The sequence below is a fragment of the Novosphingobium sp. TH158 genome (assembly GCF_002855555.1).
GTDB lineage: Bacteria > Pseudomonadota > Alphaproteobacteria > Sphingomonadales > Sphingomonadaceae > Novosphingobium.
The window spans coordinates 692,555-713,362 of sequence record NZ_PKRT01000001.1; the positions used below are offsets into that span (position 1 = coordinate 692,555).

Sequence of the window (20,808 nt, forward strand, 5' to 3'; positions counted from 1 at the left end):
TTCCATGGCTACGAAAACGAGGGACAATGGCGAGCTTGAAGCCATTATTGCCCGGACCGCGCTGAAGTACGATCTGCTTCCGTACGAATCGAAGCCCTTTGCCATGAGCCAGCCGGCTAGGCTGGGTGCGCTGGCCCGCTTGTTCGGGCTTGAGGCAGCGCCGCTCGCAAAGGCCCGCGTCCTTGAGCTCGGTTGTGCATCTGGCGGCAACATCATTCCCCACGCCGCCCGCTACCCCGATGCCCAATTCGTCGGCGTTGACCTCGCCCGCACGCAAGTGGCGGCGGGCCGTGCGCGCATCGAGCGCATGGGCCTCAACAACATCGAAATCCTCTGCAAGAGCTTCACGGAGATCGGCGAGGAGCTGGGCACCTTCGATTACATCATCTGCCACGGCGTCTACTCGTGGGTTCCGCCGCAAGTGCAGGATGCGATCATGAAAGTGATCCGCGCACGCCTTTCGCCCGTGGGCGTGGCCTGCGTCAGCTACAATGTTCTGCCCGGCTGGCGCATGATGCAGCCCCTGCGCGACGCATTCCTCCTTGCCGTGCCCGACGGCGTCGATTCGCTCGGCCGCGTCCGGATGGCCCGCGAGATGCTGGAATTCATGGCAAAGACATCGCCGGACAAGGGGCCTTACGGCGAGACCCTGCGCAACTGGGCACAACGCCTCGCTAGCCTGCCCGATGACTATATCGCGCACGAGTTCCTTGAGGAATGCAACGACCCCAGCCTGATCCGCGACTTTGCCAATGCCGCCGCCGTGCATGGCCTGGGCTATCTTGGTGAATGCGAACTGTCGGCGATGATCCTCGACAATTACGGTCAGGAGCTTGCCGAAGGCGTCCGGGCGCGGGGCGGTTCGGATCTTGTCGCCTCTGAACAGTGGCTCGATATCCTCTCAGGCCGTACCTTCCGTCAGTCGCTCCTGATCGCCAACGAGCGGATGGCCGGTGTGAACCGCGCGCTATCGCCGGATTCGATCGCCGCGCTACACTTCGTCCTGCCTGCCGGCTGCAAGGTTGCCCGCGATGGCGATGCCACGACCTTCACGGCCGCAGACGGGCGCTTGCTCAGCTCCACCCTGCCCTCGGTTGGCGGAATGCTGGAAAAGATGGCTCAAAGCTTCCCGGCGTCGACCAATGTCGCCGCCCTCACCGAAGGTGCGGAAGACCAGGCCCGGGCCGAAATGCTCGATGCGCTCTATCGCATGGCCATGACCGGCCTGCTCTATCTGCAAAGCGAGCCGGTGCCCTGCGCAACGAATGCCGGAGACAAGCCGCGCGCCAGCCTGGTCGCGCGTTCTGACGCAGAGGCGGGCGCTGGTTATACCACCAGCCTGCGCCATGAAACCGTTGCCCTCGATCCCGGCGCCCAGGCCCTCCTGCCGTCGCTGGATGGCACCAATGGCAAGGAAGAGCTGGAAGCGGCGCTTCTCGAGGCAACGCAGAAGGGTGCACTTTCTTTCGCACGCGACGGCAACGCGATCACCGACGCGAAAGAGCTGAAATCCGCCATCGCGGAACTGCTTCCCAACCTGTTGGTGGGGATAAGCGCGGCTGGCCTGATCGAGGCCGAAGGGCCTGCGTTGACTTACTAAGTAGTTCTACTTAGGTCTCGAATCGTCCGTGCTGGGGAAGTGCGGGCGATTCTAATAATAATACATTGGTCGCAACCGTTTTTCTTGCCTGCCTTGTGGGAGCAGAATGATGCTGCGTGCGCGAATCAATGGATCGAACTCGACCTCTTTCGGATCAAAGGCCCGTCGGCTCTTTGAATCGGGCACCAGTCACAATGCGATGAGGCTGACCCTGGGAGCGGTTGCCGTCTCTTCGGGTGTCTTTTCGTTGACAACACCTGCGCTGGCCGCCTGTTCCGTTGTCGGCGGGAACCAGCTGATCTGCGATACTACTGCGCCCAATCCGAACACCGCACCGCAGAACAAGGTGTATACCGGCGATGTCGGCGTCCAGGTTCAAACCGGCCATGTCAGCACTGCAACTTTCAGCTTCGCGCCCTCCGGACCCGGCATCCACTTCGGCATCTACACTGCCCCCACTTCCTTCATCGTTGCCACATCGGGCAATGCCTTCACCGTGATTTCCACCGCCGGCTCGGTTGATAGCACCACCCCCGGCGGCAGCGGGATCAACGGTACGATCTCGACCACGAACGGAATCGGCCTGGTCATCGACAACTCGGGCAATGGCGGCATCAACATCACGCAGGGCAGCGGGTCGACGATTTCCGGTTCGACCGGGGGCCTGCAGTTCACCAATGGTGGCTCGGGCGATACCGTCCTGTTCTCCAGCGGCCTGATTTCGGGCGATACCGGCCCGGCAGTGAAGGTCTCGAACACCGGCAGCGGTGATATCGAACTGACCTCTACCGGTGTGGTCACCGGCGCCAGCGGCTATAACGTCTCGACCACCGGCTCGGGCAACATCGCCATCAACACCTCGCAGGCGATCGGCACCAACGGTTCGGGCATCACCGTCACCAACGTTGCATCGAGCGGCAACATCGACGTGACCGCTGGCAAGGCCATCGGCACCGGCGTGGGTACGAACGGCGTGAACATCGCCGGCAACTCGGCCAGTGGCACCATCAACCTGACCACCAATGGACAGGTCAGCGGCGGCCTCAACGGCATCATCGTCCAGAACAGCAATGCCGCCTCCACGGGTGACGTGACGGTCAACACCAATGGCGACGTCCTCGGCACCTTCGGCAGCGGCATCGTGCTCTCCACCGCCGGTTCGGGCGACGCCGCAGTCAATGCCAACAGCGGCCAGGTCCGCGGCGCCTCCGGTAACGGCCTGACCATCAGCTCTGCACTCGGCAATGTCAGCGTCACCGGTAACTCGAGCTTTGTCGGCTCGGGCGGCGACGGCATTGACGCCAGCGCTGCAGGCAACATCAGTCTCACGGGCACCGGAACGGTCGCGGCCAAGAATAACGGCATCGAAGCCGTATCCACCGGCGGTGGCGACGTGACGATCTCGGGCACTGGCAATGTCGATGCAACCCTTGGCGCCGGCATCACCGGCACCACCAACGGCGGCGACGTCATTATCCAGCCGGCAGGAAAGGTCATTGGCGGCGCCGGCGGCATCCTCGGCACCACGAGCGGTGCTGGTCTGGTATCGATTCAAACCACTGGCGTCGTAAATGGCGGCACCAGTGACGGCATTCGCGCCAACAGCGGAACCGGCGGCTCGACGGTCTTGGCCAATGGCGGCGTCATCGGCTCCACGAGCGGCATTACCGCCAATTCGACCGGTGCAGTTTCGGTCACCGCAAACGGCCAGGTTTACGCCACTGCCGGCAATGCAATCGACACGACCGCCACCACTGGTCAGACCAATATTGCCAGCAACGTTGGCGCCTTCGGCTCGAACATCGGCATTGACGCTTCCTCGACCACAGGCGGCATCAAGATCGACACAAACGGAGTGGTCGAAGGCGGGCTCGCCGGCATCGCGGGGAATTCCACAGGCGGCAATATCGAAGTGAACGCCGCTTCAGCGGTCAAGGCTGGCATCGGCATTTCGACCTCCGCCACCGGCACGGGGACCTCGTCCGTTACCTCGGGCGGCCTGATCACCGCCGGATCGATGGGCATCGAAAGCTATACCCAGAACGGCAGCAACACGGTCAACGTCAACGGCGGCATCAACAGCGGCGGCCTTGGGGTGAACACGCAGGTCGAGGGCAATGGCACTTCGACCGTGAACATCAACAGCGACGTCACTGCGGCCGGTATCGGGGTCCGCTCGCAGAATGTCACGGCCGGCGCATCCACGGGCAATCTCAATGTCACGCTTGCAGCAGGTTCCACCCTCGATGCCGGCACCGAAGGCGTCATCACCAATCTCGGCAATTCGACCGGTACTGCAACGGTAAACGTCAATGGTGAACTGATCGCAGGCACGACCGGCGTGAAGCAGACCTCGCTTGGCGGCGCGAACGTCGTTAACGTCGGCGCGGCTGGCTCGGTAGATCCGCTGATCGGTGTCGACCAGTCCACCGCATCGGGCTCGAACACGGTCAACAACCTCGGCCTGGTCGAAGGCGATAACGTCGGCGTCCGCCAGGCCGCCACGACCACCGGCACGAACACGATCGTCAATGACGGCACCATCACCGGCGGCACTATCGCCGGCGTGCAGATGACCGGGAAGGACGGCCTGCAGTCGATCTCCGGTTCGGGTACGATTTCCAGCTCGGCCGGCATCGGCGTTTCGGTTGTCACCAGCGGCTCCGGTGGCATCGACATTACCGGAAACACCATTTCCGGCGCGACCACGGGCGTCCTGGCCCGCCAGAACGGCGTCTCTTCTGCCGGCATCACGATCGATGGCAGTGGCAACATCACCGGCGGCACCGGCCCCGGCATCAATGCCCTGATCAACAACGCGGGCTCCTCGGGCAATGTGCTGATCGACCGCACGGGCGACATCTCGGGCGGCAATTTCGGTATTGCTGCGACGAACAATGGCACGGGCAATGTCACAGTCGATGTCGACGGCACTGTCACCGGCACGGCCGGAACGGGCATCCGCGCAATCGCCAGCAATGCTGGCACCGTCTCTGTCACCACCAGCGGCCTCGTCACCGGCGCATCCGGAAACGGCATCCGCGCACTCAGCGATACCGGCAAAATCTCGATCGGCCAGACCGGCGGCGTGACCGGCAGCCTCGATGGCATCAATGCCGTCTCGACCTCGGGCAACATCAATATTTCGGGCTCGGGTGACGTCACCGGCACGAACAACAACGGCATCCAGGCCGACACGGCAGGCAATATCGACGTGCTGGTGACCGGCAAGGTCACCGGCGGTCTCACCGCGATCCGTGCCGTTTCCTCGGGCGCAGGCAATGTCACCGTCTCGGGCACGGGCGCAATCCTCAGCACCGCGGGCAGCGGCATCAATGCCGATTCCAACGGCGGCAATGTCGTCGTTGCCCCCTCCTCTACTGTCATTGGCACGGCCGGCACCGGCATCCGTGCGGTTACGAACGGCGCGGGCAGCACCAGCGTTACCACGCTTGATACGGTGACGGGCGGCGCCGGCAACGGCATCCGCGCGGCCAGCGGCACGGGCGGCACCACGGTCTTTGCCGACGGCAACGTTTCGGGCACGGCAGCAGGTATCGACGCGGACTCCAGCGGCAGCGTCAGCGTCACCGCCAATGGCTCGGTCTCGGGCGGCACCGGCGCGGGCATCTCGGCCACCGGCACCGGCCTTGGCGGCATCACGATCGACGGTAATGGCGCAGGCCTTATCCAGTCGACCTCGGGCGACGGCATCCTCGCGAACCTCACCAAGGCTGCGAATGGCAGCGGCATTGACATCAACGTCGAGCAGGACGTCAAGGGCGGCCTCAACGGCATCATTGCCACCAACGCGGGCTCTGGCTCGGTGTCCATCGTGGCTGGCGGCGACGTAAGTGGCGCAGGCGCTGACGGCATCTTCGCCACCAGCGGCATCGGCGGGACCACGATCATCGCCAATGGTGACGTTACCGGCGCAGGCTCGGGCATTGCCGCCGGTTCTGCCGGCGACGTGAAGGTCACGGCGAATGGCTCGGTGACCGCAGGCCTCAGCAACGCCATCTTCGGTCAGTCGACCGGCAACGGCGGCGTCATCATCGACGGCAATGGCGCTGGCCTCATCCAGTCGACCTCGGCCTCGGGCGTACTGGCATCCATCACCAGCGGCGCGAACACGAGCGCCATCGACATCAACATCGAACAGGACATCAAGGCCGGCACCCAGGGCATCTCCGCGACGACCGCAGGCGGCGGCAACATCGGCATCGTTGCCGATGGCAACATCACGGCTGGCGGCACCGGCATCCTGGCGCAGAACACGGCAGCCGGCGCAAACGCCGGCAATGTCGATGTCACACTGAAGGCCGGAAACGCCATCACGGCGACCGGCAGGGGCATCGACGTGAATCTGGGCGTTTCGACCGGCACGGGAACGGTTAACGTCAATGGTGACGTGTCCGGTTCCGAAGGTGTCTGGGTGACGGCCAACAACGGCAAGATCGACGTAAATCAGGCATCTGGCACGACGATCAGCGGTGCCGACAACGGTATCGTCGCCCTTGCCGGCGGCAAGATAACGGTTGATGCACTCGGCACGGTGACCGGAAGCAACGGAAACGGCATCTTCGCTATCGTGTCCCCTGCCTCAGGATTGCCTGCCGACAATACCGTTACCATCGTTGCCAACGAAGTCCGGTCATCAAGCACTTCGTCGGGCCAGTGGGGCGTTCTCGGCGCCACCCAGGGCGCACTCGGTGGCGATGTCAACATCACGGTCAATGGCGACATCAGCAGCATGACCGGGCCGAACACCTTGGCCAACGGCATCGGCGGCATTGCGCGACTGAATGGCGGAAACGTCACGATCACGGCGAACGGCGATATCGGTTCCAGCACTGACCGCGCGCGTTTCATCGGCATTTATGGCGAAGCCAATACCGGCAACGTTGCGATCAATACTGCGGGCAGCGCCTATGCAACCAGCAACGCGATCGCTGGCGTTTCGAATTTCGGCAATGTAACCATCGTCGGCACGGGGTCTGGCTCGCTCAACAGTGTCACGCTTGCCGGTGTCGCAGGTCGCGTGCTCGATAACGCAGCGACCGGAAACATCTCAATTGACGTCACTCAGGACGTGACCGGCGCGAGCGGCATTTTTGCCCAGAATTTCGGCACCGGTAATATCAGTGTTGTCGCGTCGAATGTGACCTCGACCAACAACTCCGGCATTCTCGCACTCAATAACCACGTCGGCGCCAACAGCGGCAATATCGACGTCACGCTGCGCGCCGGATCGACCCTCTCGAGCACTGGCGGCAACGGCATTCTCACCAACCTTGGTGAATCGACCGGCACGGCCACGGTTAACGTCAATGGCGCAATCATTGCCGACAGCCTGTTCGCCGGCGTCAAGCAGACCTCGATCGGCGGTGCCAACGTGGTCAACGTCAGCGCCACCGGATCGATCGATCCCCTGATCGGCATCGACCAGCTCACCGTTTCGGGATCGAACACGGTCAGCAACCTCGGCCTCACCGAAGGTGACACGATCGGCGTGCGTCAGGTCGCGGCGACGACCGGCACCAACTCGGTGACCAACGACGGCACGATCACCGGCAAGTCGGCCGAAGGCGTGCTTTCTACGGTTGTTGACGGCAATGCGCTTGTCACCGGCAAGGGCACAGTCAATGGCGGCACCGATGGCGTAAGCCTCACCACCACGGGCGCAGGCAATGTCACGCTCAGCGGCAGCCAGACGATCATCGGCGGCACCGGCGCAGGTGTGCTGATCCGCCAGACCGGCGGCGGCACCGGCCTTGTCACGGTCAACACCACCGGTGGTTCGATTTCGGGCGCAACGGGCATCAACGCCTCGTCCAACGGCATCGGCAACGTCTCGATCACCACGGTCGGCAATGTCACCGGCACGGCCGGGTCGGGCATTCTTGCCGCCAGCACCGGCACGGGCGACGTGTTGCTCAACAACTCGGGCGGCACGATCAAGGCTACTGCCGAGGGCATCAACGCGAACGCCTCAAACGGCAACATCAAGACCGAAGGCAACGCCGCGATCGACGCAGGCGGCACCGGCATTCTCGCCAGCGCTTCGGGTAACGTGGACATCCTCAACACGGGATCGGTGAACTCGGGGTCGACCGGCATTTCTGCCAAGTCGTCGGGCACCGGCAACGTCACCGTTTCGGGCACGGGAGCCATTACGGCGGGTGGCGCGGGCATTTTTGCCTCGTCCAAGGGCGGCAACATCGTGGTGAGCCCATCTTCCACGGTGACTGCAAATGGTGGCACCGGCATCACCGCCCTGACCAGCGGCAGCGGCAGCGTAACTGTCACCACGGTTGACGATGTGATCGCGTCCATCACCGGAATCGATGCGGCCGCAGGAACCGGAGGCGCAGCAATTTCCACCGGCGGCGCGGTAACGGGCAATGTCAGTGGCATCATTGCAACCGCAACTGGCGGCCTTGTCAGTGTCGATGCATCGTCCAGTGTCATCGGCAAGACCGGTCTGGGAATCTTCGCGCTCAATACCGGCGGCAATGTCGAAATTGCGACGAATGGCGGCACGGTCTCGGGCGGCACTTTCGGCATCTATGCGCAGTCCAACACAGGCTCGGTCAAGACGAGCGGCAATTCTAATGTCATCGGCCTCAGCGGTGATGGAATCTCAGTCCAGGCCGCCACGACCGCTGACGTACTGAACACCGGAACTGTAACCGCCGGTGGCACTGGTGTTGCCGCGGTTTCTACCGGGGCCGGCAATGTGACGGTGTCCGGGACGGGCGCGATCACCGGAACGGGTGGCTACGGCGTTTTTGCGCAATCGGCTGGCGGGAATATCACCGTCGCACCGGCATCTTCTGTAACGGCCGGCCTGACCGGCATCTACGCCTCCACCAATGGCAGTGGCGGCATTACCGTAACCACCGTCGGACCGGTTTCGAGCAAGACCGGCGATGGCATCCTCTCCATTTCGGGCACCGGTGGGGTGACCGTGTCCGCTGGCAGCACCGTTTCCGCGGCCAATCGCGGCATCGCCGCTTTCGCCACGGGCGGCCTTATCTCCATCAAGACGGACGCCGACGTTACGGCGACATCCTCGCAGGGGATCTACGCACTCAACAGCGGGACCGGTGACGTCAGCGTCGTATCCAATGGCGGCACCATCTCGGCTGGCGACATCGGCATTGTAGCAGTCGCAACCAAGGGTAACACCTCGGTCTCCGGCGACAGCAACGTCATTTCGAAGGCAAGCTTCGGCATCGATGCCCAGGCATCGGGCACCGTCGATGTCCTGACGACCGGTACCGTCAATTCGGCAATGACCGGCATCTACGCGATCTCCAACGGATCGGGTAACGTCACTGTCTCGGGAAGCGGCACGGTCAATTCTTCCGGTGGCAGCGGCATAATTGCCACCTCGCTGGGCGGCAACATTGTCGTCGCGCCGGCCTCGTCCGTGAAGGGCTCGGGCGGCGACGGCATCGTTGGGACTACGAACGGCACCGGCAGCGTCGCGATCACCACGGTCAACACGGTAACGGGCGGAGCTGGCGACGGCATTCGCGCAATTGCCGGGTCGGGCGGCGCGTCCGTGGATGCAGGCGCGACGGTCACCGGATCGGCCAATGGCATTGTCGCCCTGGCAACCGGCGGACTGATCGACGTTGCAACGGATGCCAATGTGACCGGCACTGCCGGGACCGGCATCTATGCCGCGAATTCCGGGATCGGCAATGTCCAGGTCACCACGAACGGCGGAACCATTACCGGCGGCACCGGCGGCATCTTTGCATCCGCAACCAATGGCACGGTGAAGACCAGCGGCTCGTCCGGTGTCGTCGCCAATGGCGGCATTGGCATTCTGGCCCTGGGCAACAGCACGATCGACGTGCTCAACACCGGTTCGATCACCTCCACTTCGGATGGCATCCTTGCCAATTCGTCGGGAGCGGCGGCGGTCACGGTCAGCGGCACCGGAACAGTCCTGGCTGGCGGTTCCGGTATTACGGCGATCTCCAATGGCGGATCCGTAACCGTTGCACCGTCGTCCACCGTTACGGGCTCAAATGGCTTCGGCATCTATGCATCCACCAACGGCTCCGGGGCCGTCACGGTCACGACTGCCGGCCTGGTAACTGGCGGCACATTTGACGGCATCTTCACCCAGGCAGGCAGCGGCCTGACCACGATCACCAACAATGGCGGCGTCGACGGCGCGGTCACTGGCATTCTCGCGCTTAGCGGAACCGGTGGCATTACCATCCTGGGCGCGGGTAACGTCACGGCCGGTGGTGGCGGCATCCAGGCCAGCTCGGGCGGTGGCGCGGTCAAGGTTCTCTCGACGGGCAGCGTAACCTCGGTCGGAACGGGCATCACCGCCCTTAGCACCGGCGCTGGCGCGGTGACCGTCTCGGGCACGGGCGCGATCAATTCCTCGCTGGGATCGGGCATCGTTGCCAGCACCGGAACCGGCAATGTCACGGTCGCTCCGGCATCAACTGTCTTCGGCGGCGGCGGTGACGGCATCAATGCAAGCACCGGCGGAAACGGAACGGTTTCCATCACCACCACCGGACTTGTTACCGGCGGTGCAGGCAACGGTATCACCTCAACGACGACCAAGGGTTCGAACACCATCGTCAACAATGGCGGCGTGGTCGGCTCTGCCAATGGCATCGTCGCCTCGGCCACCACGGGCAGCATCTCGATCTCCGGCCCGGGCAATGTCGTCGCCAACGGCGGCAATGGCATCCAGGCCAGCACCAGCGGCACGATCCTGAGCAACGCCAACATCAAGATCACCGATTCCGGCAGCGTAACCGCCACCGGCACCGGCATCCTGGCCAATGTATCGACCAAGGGTAACATCCAGGTCAGCGGCACCGGCGACGTCAACGCGGGCGGCGACGGCATCCGGGCGCAGACCGCCTGGGGCAACGTGACCGTCGCGCCGTCCGGCGCTGTCATCGGCAACGGCGGCTCGGGCATCATCGCCACGAGCGGATTTATCGGCAATATCAACGTTGTGACCGCTGGCGCGGTCCTTGGCGGCGCAGGCGATGGCATCTTCGCCGCAACCAAGATCGGGTCGGTCAATGTCACCAACAGCGGCGGCGTTCGCGGATCGGCCAACGGCATCGTCACGTCCACGCAGACGGGCGCCATCTCGGTAACCGGTGCGGGCGATGTCCTTGCCCTCGGCGGCAACGGCATCTCGGCCCAGAACCTGCTCGGCAACATCGACATCCTTGCCACCGGCAAGGTCCAGGCATCGGGTGTGGGCATCACTGCAACTGCGGGCGGCGGCAACGTCACCATCTCGGGCACGGGCGCAGTCCAGGGCGGAACAGGTGGCATCGCGGCCAATTCGACGGTCGGCAATGTCGAAATCGCCCCCGCATCGACGGTCTCGACGGTAGACGGCACGGCGATCGCAGCTTCTGCCGGACTGCTCGGCAAGGTTGAGATCAGCTCCCCTGCCCTCGTCTATTCGACCAACGGTGCAGGCATCACTGCCAATACCGCAACCGGCTCGATCTCCATCGCCAACAACGGTGGCGTGGATTCGAAGCTCGATGGCATCAACGCGACCTCGACCATCGGTGCGATCACCGTCTCGGGTTCGGGCAACGTCTTCTCGCACCTGGGTGACGGCATCGTTGCCACGACTGGTGGCGCGATCAACGTTCTTGGAACCGGAACGGTCTATGCGGGCGCAGGCGACGGGATCGTTGCTGCGTCCACCGGCGCAAGCAATGTCACCGTCTCCGGCACTGGCACCGTCTCGGCCACCGGCAGCGGTATCCTCGCGACCAGCGCGGGCGGCAATGTGCTGGTTGCGCCGGCCTCGAACGTTACCAGCAATACCGGCTACGGCATCCTCGCCGCGACCTCTGGAATCGGCAAGGCGACCGTGACGACTGTCGGCTCCGTCATCGGCAGCGGTGCTGAAGGCATCCGCGCGATCAGCGGCAGCGGCGGCACCTTTGTCACCGCCGGTGGTAACGTCAGCGGTGCAACGAACGGCATTGTTGCACTTTCGGATGGCGGCGAAATCCTAGTCGCCCCGGCTGGCAACGTCACGGCGGCAAACGGCGTCGGTATCTATGCGGCAAACACCTCCGCCCTCGCCAATGCCAGCAACATCAACGTCAGCGTGGCGAGCGGCAAGTTCGTCAACGCGCTGGGCGGCAATGGCATCGAAACCAACCTCGGCGTCTCCACTGGCACGGCTACTGTCACGCTTGACGGAGAGGTAACCGCAGCCGGCTTCACCGGCGTCAAGCAGACCTCGATCGGCGGCGCCAACGTGCTGATCGTGAACGCGGGCGGAAAGATCGATCCGATCATCGGTTCCGACCAGTCGACCGTCTCGGGTTCGAACACCGTCACCAATGCCGGCTTCATCCAGGGCGACAACATCGGCGTGCGCCAGGTCGCCACGACCACCGGCACCAACACCGTCACCAACAACGGCACGATCGTCGGCACGGCCCAGCAGGGTGTGCTCGTCACGGGTGTTGACGGCAACTCGCTGGTCACCGGAACCGGCACGGTCACCGGCGGCAACGGCGGCATCGTCATGCAGACCAGCGGCACCGGCAACGTGACGCTGACCGGCAGCCAGACGATCACGGGCGGCACTGGCTCGGGCGTCGATATCCGCCAGGTGGGTGCAAGCAGCGGCCTCGTCACCGTGAACACCACGGGTGGTTCGATTACCGGTGCGAATGGTATCGTTGCCGCGTCCAACGGCACGGGCCCCATTTCGATCACCACGGTTGGCGATATCACCGGCACCGCGGGTTACGGCGTACTTGCCGCCCACACGGGCACTGGCGACATTGCCATCGGCAACACCAGCGGCAAGATCACCGCAACGGCCGATGCCATCAACGCCTCCGCGGCGGCAGGCAACGTCAAGACCAGCGGCGATGTGACGATCCTGTCCACCGGCGGGAACGGCATTGTTGCCTCCGCATCGGGCAGCGTCGATGTCCTGAATACGGGTACGGTCACTGCAGGATCGACGGGTGTGATTGCCCAGTCGACCGGCGCGGGCAATGTCACCGTCTCGGGAACGGGCACGGTGCTGGGCAATGCCGGCAGCGGTATCATCGCGGCCTCGCTTGGCGGGAACGTCGTGGTTGCTCCGGCCGACTCGGTTACCGGCAAGGCCGGTGACGGCATCAAGGCAACCACCAACGGCGCGGGCAGCACCACGGTTACCACCCTGGGTGCAGTCACGGGCGGCGCGGGCACCGGCATCACTGCCACCAGCGGTTCGGGTGGCAGCTCGGTAACGGCCGGATCCTCGGTCACCGGCTCGACCAGCGGCATCGTCGCCACGTCGAGCTCCGGCAACGTCGATGTGAAGGCCAGCGGCGCCGTTCTCGGCTCGGCCGGGTATGGCATCCTTGCCAGCACCACTGGCGGCAACATTGTCGTCAATGCCCTCGACACGGTTTCCGGTCTTGGCGCGGACGGCATTTCGGCGTTAACCTCGGGCGCGGGCAATGTCACTGTCACGGCAGCCAAGCTGGTGACCGGCGGCAACGGCTCGGGCATCATTGCCTCGGGCAACGATGTCACCATCACCAATAACGGCGGCGCAACGGGCACCACCTATGGCATCAAGGGCACCGCTTCGGGTGCGCTGACGATCAACAGCAATGCCGACGTCAACGGCGTCAACGGCGGCATCTATGGCGAGACTTCGGGCTCGTCGGCGATGAACATCAACGCCAACAGCGGCGCCATCGTTGCCACCAACGGCAGCGGTATCGAAGGCTATGCCACTGGCGATGGCGACGTTATCGTCAATGGTTCAGCCTCGATCACTGCGAGCGGTTTTGGCGGTGGCACGACTGGTAACCTGCTGGTCAATGGCAGCTTTGATACCGGTGACTTGTCAGGCTGGACCCAGGCGGGCAACAACGGCTTCACCTCGGTGGCCGCCGGAAGCATGGGCGTTGATCCCGGCTTCTTCTACCGCGCCGGTCCGGTGGGATCGACCGGGACGCTAAGCCAGACGGTTACCACAGCTCCGGGTACGGCGCTTGACTTCTCCGGGTGGTACTCCGTTGGCGGCGCAGGTTCGATCAGCACCGAGTTCCTCTGGAACGGTGTTTCCTTCAATTCACTGTTCGGTGGCCCGCTGGGTCTCACCAATGTGACGACCTCATTGCTCTCCACTGGCACGGATACTTTCGCGATCCGGTATCGCAACGATCCGAACTGGACGAACTTCGATGCCTTCTCGCTCTCCGCTACCTTCCCGAGCAACGGCATCCACTTGCACACGCTGGGCAACGGCAACCTGATCGTCGGCAACACCGGCGGCGGCTACAACGGTGCCATCGACCCGACCACGGGCGGAACCGGCATCCTGGCGACGATCGGCAACGCGACGCAGACGGGCAATATCGCGATCACCACCGGCAGCGGCGGCACGATCAGCGGCAATGCCGGCTACGGCATCAAGGCGCTGCAGGGTGGCCAGGGCTCCATCACGATCAATCAGGGCGGCGCCATTGGCGGCGGCCTCGGCGGCAATGTCGGCAAGGACGGCATTTCGGCCACGATCACCAATGCGGCCAATGGCTCGGCAATCAGCGTTACCTAGACGGCTTCGATCAGCGCTGACGGCAATGGCATCCTTGCCACTACTGCAGGCAAGGGCAATGTCACGGTCACTTCGAGCGGCGCGATCCTTGCGGGCCTCGACGGCATCCATGCAAGCACCGTGGGCGGCAACATCGTGGTGGATGCCCAGGCCGACATCACGACGGCAGCCGGCTATGGCATCAAGGCGGTGAACGCGGCTGCGGGCGCCAATTCCGGCGGCATCACCGTCAGCACCGCCAGCGGCACCAAGATCAACGCCACCGGCGGCGACGGCATCTACACCAACGGCGGCGTGTCGACGGGCGCAACGCTGGTGACCGTGGATGGCGATGTCACCTCCAACCTTATCGGCGTCCAGTCGCTCTCGAAGGGCGGTACCATCAGGATCGAGCAGAACGGTGCATCGACCATCGCTGGCGTCAATGGCGGCATCAAGGTCACGACGCTTTCTCCGGGCGGCGAGACCACCGTCAATGCCCTGGGCACTGTCACCGCATCGAACGGTGATGGCATCAACGTGTTCCACCAGTCGGGCGGCAGCGATGGCGTGACGATCAATTCGGGCGTCATCCGCGCCTCGAACGGCTCGGGCATCGTGGCTGTCATGGACGGCCCCGGCACGGGTGATCTCAACATCACCAACATCGGCACCATCGGCAGCCAGGGCGCCGCAGGCACGCTGCAGAACGGCATTCTCGGCACGCTGAACGCAGGCCAGCTGGGCAATGCCACCGTCACCGTAAACTCGGACATCGGATCTTCCGGTGATCGCGCTGCACAAAAGGGCGTGCTGCTCCAGTCGCTGGGCACTGCCAACACCGGCAATCTGAAGGTCAACATCCAGAGCGCAGGTGTCTATTCGGTCGGCAATGCCGTCGAAGTCCTGCAGTCGGGTAGCGGCAACATCGAGGTCACCAACACCGGCACGTCGAATATCGACAGCTTCGACGGTATCGGCATCCGCACCCTGATCTCGGGGAACCAGGCGGGTGCAACGACGATCACTGTTCCCGGCGATATCTTCGGCAAGACGGGCGGTATCGTTTCCAGCACCGGCGGCACGGGAGACATCACCATTGCTGCGTCGAACGTGACCACCACCGGCGGTACCGGCATCTATGCCGAGAACACCAACGGTTTCGGAAACCTGGCGAACATCACTGTCACCCAGGCGGCCGGCAAGCTGATCAGCGCAACCGGCGGCAATGGCATCGAGACCAACCTGGGCAACTCGCTTGGCACGGCGCTCGTCACCGTCAACGGCGAAGTCACCGCTCCGGGCTTCACCGGCGTCAAGCAGACCTCGCTGCACGGCACGAACATCGTGACCGTCTCGGCAACCGGCAAGATCGATCCGGTGATCGGTATCGATCAGGTCACTGCCAACGGTGCCAACGTGGTCAATAACCTTGGCTACATCCAGGGCGATGCAATCGGCGTCCGCCAGGCCGTGACGCTTACCGGCACCAGCACTGTCGACAACAACGGAACGATCGTCAGCGGCGGCACCGGCGTCCAGTCGACTACGCTCGATGGCAACGTGCTGGTCACCGGCACCGGCACCATCACCGGCGGCAACACCGGCGTGCTCATGGCGAGCGCGGGGGCCGGAAACGTGACGCTGACCGGTTCGAACACGATCACTGGCACCAGCGGCTTTGGCGTGTCGATGCAGCAGGTCGGCGGCAAGGCCGGATCGGTGTTCATCAACACGACCGGCGGCAGCATCACAGGTGCCACCGGCATCCTGGCGAACCACAACGGTAACGGTGTCATCGACATTTCGACGATCGGCAACGTGACCGGCACCAGTGGCACCGGCATCCTGGCACAGCATGTCGGCACCGGTGATATCGCCATCGCCAACAACAGCGGTACGGTATCGGGCACCACGGGCATCTTCGGCGTCGCATTGAACGGAAATCTCAAGACCAGCGGCGACGCCTCGATTGAAGGCTACTCTGCTACCGGCATCGTGGGCCTGGCGTCTGGCAATGTCGATGTGCTGAACACCGGAACGGTTAACGCGGTTTCCGGCGGCATTCTTGCCCAGTCCTTCGCTGCGGGTGCAGGCAATGTCACCGTGTCGGGAACCGGCGCGGTCTATGCCAGCAACGGCTTCGGCATCCAGGCGCTTGCCAATGGCGGCAACGTCCTTGTGCAGCCCGCCTCCACGGTAACCGGCGCCGGCGGCTTCGGCATCATGGGGCTCACCAATGGTGCCGGCACGGTCACCATCACCACGGCAGGCCCCGTGGTTGGCGGTGCAGGCGATGGCGTGATCGGCATCACCGCGAACGGCGCCATCAATGTGACCAACAACGACGGCATCACCGGCCAGTCCAATGGCATCTTCACCGCCTCCGGCTCTGGCCCGATCACCATCACCGGCCCGGGCAGCGTCCAGGGCAAGACTGCAAACGGCGTCTTTGCCAACACGGCTGGCACGATCGACGTCCTCGGCACGGGCACGATCAACGCCAACCAGTATGGCGTATTTGCCTACTCGACCGGTGCGAGCGCCGTGAACGTGCTCAACACGGGTGCAATCACCTCGGGCGGCACCGGCATCCTTGCCGGGTCGAACGGCGGCAATGTCACCGTGGCCCCCGCCTCCTCCGTATTCAGCGGCGGTGGCAGCGGGATCGACACCTTCACCAACGGTGCGGGCAACATCTCGATCACCACGGTCGGGCTGGTCACCGGCAACGGCGGCATGGGCATCCGCGGCATCAACGATGCCGGCACGATCACCATTGCCAACGGCGCAGGCGTCAATGCTTCGAACACCGGCATCTACGCCGGGTCGACGACCGGTGACATCAAGATCACCGGCGCCGGCAACATCAGCTCGGAAGGCCAACTGGGCGTCGATGCGCTGACTGCCGGTTCGATCGATGTGCTCGGCACTGGCACGGTCAACTCCGCAGGCACCGGCATCCGCGCCGTTTCGAGCGGACTTGGCAATGTCACCGTGAGCGGCACCGGCACGGTCCTCTCCTCGCTCGGCACGGGCATCGATGCCCGCTCCAGCGGAGGCAACGTGATCGTGGCTCCGGCCTCGACGGTGACCGGCACCCAGGGCTGGGGCATCATCGCCGGCACGACCGGAGCGGGCACCGTCTCGGTCACCACGGTCGGTCAGGTCACTGGCGGCAGCGAGGAAGGCGTCTGGGCAACCAGCGATGCAGGCTCGATCACCGTGGCCAATGGCGCGGGCATCAAGGGCCAGCTCAACGGCGTGCTCGCTGTCTCGAACACCGGCGCGATCCAGATCACCGGCGCAGGCAGCACGGTGGGCACCACCAATGCCGGCATCTCTGCCACCACGGCAGGCACGATCGACGTGCTTGGCACCGGCACGGTCAACGGCGGCACGGATGGCATTAATGCCATCTCAACCGGCGCCAGCGCGGTGACCGTTTCGGGTACCGGCGGCCTCAACGGCATCCGCGCCAGCAGCTCGGGCGGCGGTGCGGTTACGGTGAACGCCAATGCCAATGTCACCGGCACCCTCGCGGCAAGCGACGGCATCGACGCCAGCGTCTTTGGCGGCAACGGTACGCTGACCATCACGCAGAAGGCAGGCACCACGATCCAGGGCGCAGCCACCGGCATCACCACCAGCCACACCACGGGCAATACGGTGATCACGGTTGCAGGCACGGTGAAGGCCAGCACGGCGGCGGGAACGGGCATCAAGTCCAGCTCCACCTCGGGCAGCATCACCACCAACGTCCTGGCAGGCGGCTTTGTCGATCCGGCGGTGGGTATCGACGATACCACGGCCACCGGTGCGATGACGGTGAACAACGCCGGCCTGATCCTGGGCGACGTTACCGCCATCAAGATGACCGCCACGGGAACCGGCTCCGGCACAGTGAACAACAGCGCCACCATCACCGGCGGCACGAACGCGGTGCTGGGTACGATGAACGGCGGTGCCTTCACCATCACCAACAGCGCCGGTGCGACGCTGAACGGTGCGGTCAATGTGACGGGCTCGGCCGGTGCGACCTCGGTCTTCACCAACGCCGGAACCTGGAACACCTTCGGCTCGAACACCTTCAGCGGTTCCTGGTCGAACTCGGGTACGACGAACATTGCCAATGGCTCGTCGATCACGGTGACGAACGGCTCCACCAACACGGCAACCGGCCTGATGAACTTCGCCGGCAACGCCACGCTGGTGACCAACCTCACCAACCTGGGCCTGATGGAGGCACGCAACGGCACGGCGGGCAACAATGCCATCACGCTGACCGGCAACTATGTCGGCGGCGGCCGCATCGGGGTCGATACCAAGATCTCGACGGCCACCACCGATACGCTGACCATCAGCGGCACGGGCAGCGCCACGACCAAGGTGGAGCTCAACCTGATCGGACCGCAAGCGATCCTTCCGGGTGGCTTCCTGACGGTCGTGACCGTCAACGGCGGTGCTCCGGCGGGTACGTTCTTCTCGAACTCGCTGCCGGCGACCGGCCTGGTGCTCGAACGGTTCACCCAGAACCCGGCGAACACCAAGCAGTTCGGCATCCTGCAGACCTTCGATCCGGGTGTTACCCAGGTCACCGGCCTGCAGACCCTGGCGGGTTCGATGTCGGCCCTGCTCGACGATCCGCTCAGCGCCTACATCACCGACCGCAAGGGTGCCGATAACCAGTTCGGCCTGTGGATCCGCGGCGGTGGCGGCAACTTCGACCAGAACCTGTCGAGCACCTTCACGGCGACGGGCTTCACGGGCGGAGCTGCCGAGCGCGTCAACACGAGCTTCCACACCGTCCAGGGTGGTCTCGACTATGGCGTGCTTGGCCTTGGCACCGGCAACTTCAACCTGCACTTCGGCATCACCGGCGGTACCTTCGGCGGCACTGCCAAGGGTGCGACCGGCCGGACCGAGATCGATGGCGACTTCATCGGCGGCTACGTGGCCCTTACCGGCAACGGGCTGACCTTCGACGCCACGATCCGCAAGGAATGGCGCGACTACAAGATGACCAACCCGATCATCTTCGCCGCCGGTTCCGCCTCGACCAAGGGCGAAGCCACGGCCGGATCGGTCAGCGGTTCGTACAAGGTTGCACTGGGCAAGGGCGGCTTCTCGCTCACGCCGAGCGCTGCCCTGTCGTGGGGTTCGTCGAATGTCGATGCCTTTGTGGTCGATGCGCTCAGCACGGTCACTCCAGCAGACGACACGCAGAGCCTGGGCCGCTTCGGCGCCAAGCTGGCCTGGACCAGCCCGGACAACGGCAAGTTCATGGTCGAACCCTATGTCGGGGCCTATTACCTCGACAACTTCTCGAGGACCGAAACCGGCAGCGCCACCTACGGCATCTCGACGCTCAGCTCGATCACCTCGGGCTTTGACAACGGGGTGCAGTACACGGCAGGCATCAGCGGCCGCGACGCCAGCGGCAAGATCAACGTCTACGTCCAGGGCAACCTGTTCCGTGGCGGCGGTCTGGGCGGCGCTTCGGTCAACGGCGGCATCAGGATCAACTTCTGATGTCCGCCGGCTGAAGCCGGAACGATATCACCGAGGGAGGCGCGGATTTCGGTCCGCGCCTCTTTCGATTCCGGGGATGGCCGGGTTCACTCCTAGAGGTCGAGCAGGCATACATGCGGCACGCCCCGCACTTCAGCCCGGCGACACCGCCTTGCCCAAGCCAAATCGCGACAGGCAGGCTGCTGGCGATTGCATTTTGGCGATCCACGGCCTATGGCCATCGCGTCGCCCCGGCAGCGTGAGTTCGGTATAACTCGCCACGCCGGGGCTTGTCTTTTCGAGGTATCGCTCATGTCGCGTCGTCGCCAGATCTATGAAGGCAAGGCCAAGATCCTTTACGAAGGTCCGGAGCCCGGCACCCTGATCCAGTACTTCAAGGACGATGCCACCGCCTTCAACGCGCAGAAGAAGGGCACGATCCAGGGCAAGGGCGTGATCAACAACCGCATCAGCGAGTATGTGTTCACCCGCCTTTCGCACATCGGCATTCCCACGCACTTCATCCGCCGGCTGAACATGCGCGAACAGCTGGTGCGCCAGGTGGAAATCGTGCCCATCGAGGTCGTCGTCCGCAACGTTGCCGCAGGCTCGATCAGCACCCGCCTCGGCATCCCCGAGGGCGAGCCGCTGCCGCACACCCTGATCGAATACTACTACAAGGACGATGCCCTGGGTGATCCCCTGATCGCCGAGGAACACATCGCCTGCTTCGGCTGGGCTTCCAACGAAGAGATGCAGGACATCTCCTCCATGGCGATCCGCGTGAACGATTTCCTGTGCGGCATGTTCGCGGCAATCGGCATCCGCCTGGTGGACTTCAAGCTGGAATTCGGCCGCATCTGGGATGGCGATTACAGCCGCGTGATCCTTGCCGACGAGATCAGCCCCGATGGCTGCCGCCTGTGGGATATCCTGACCGGCGAAAAGCTCGACAAGGACCGCTTCCGCCGCGATCTCGGCGGCGAGGAAGAGGCCTACCAGGAAGTCGCCCGCCGTCTCGGCCTGCTGCAGGATGACGGTGCGACGAGCGAAGTCTTCGACCTTTCCAAGCACCGCAAGCTGCGCGGCAAGTAATTCGCAGGAAGGCACTTGC

General features: G+C 64.1%; 4 protein-coding genes. All 4 read left to right on the plus strand.

Features of this window, described 5'->3' with window-relative positions:
* The first annotated feature begins 4 nt into the window (after nucleotides 1-4).
* The 4 genes from C0V78_RS03520 (at nucleotide 5) to purC (ending at nucleotide 20,789) form a co-directional block, all read left to right on the plus strand.
* Nucleotides 5-1,600 carry a methyltransferase regulatory domain-containing protein gene (locus tag C0V78_RS03520; RefSeq protein WP_101796453.1) on the plus strand — a complete coding sequence of 532 codons (1,596 nt, stop codon included), beginning with the start codon at nucleotides 5-7 and terminating at the stop codon, nucleotides 1,598-1,600.
* A 199-nt stretch (nucleotides 1,601-1,799) separates the two neighbouring features.
* Nucleotides 1,800-14,204: an S-layer family protein gene (locus tag C0V78_RS03525; RefSeq protein WP_144039829.1), complete on the plus strand. Its 12,405-nt coding sequence runs from the start codon at nucleotides 1,800-1,802 to the stop codon at nucleotides 14,202-14,204.
* A 120-nt stretch (nucleotides 14,205-14,324) separates the two neighbouring features.
* On the plus strand, nucleotides 14,325-19,715 hold the full coding sequence (locus C0V78_RS03530; RefSeq protein WP_101796455.1) for a hypothetical protein: 5,391 nt from the start codon (nucleotides 14,325-14,327) through the stop codon (nucleotides 19,713-19,715).
* Between the two features lie 291 nt (nucleotides 19,716-20,006).
* A complete protein-coding gene (gene purC, locus C0V78_RS03535; protein WP_101796456.1) occupies nucleotides 20,007-20,789 on the plus strand; it encodes a phosphoribosylaminoimidazolesuccinocarboxamide synthase in 783 nt (260 codons plus the stop codon).
* Nucleotides 20,790-20,808 lie beyond the last annotated feature (19 nt).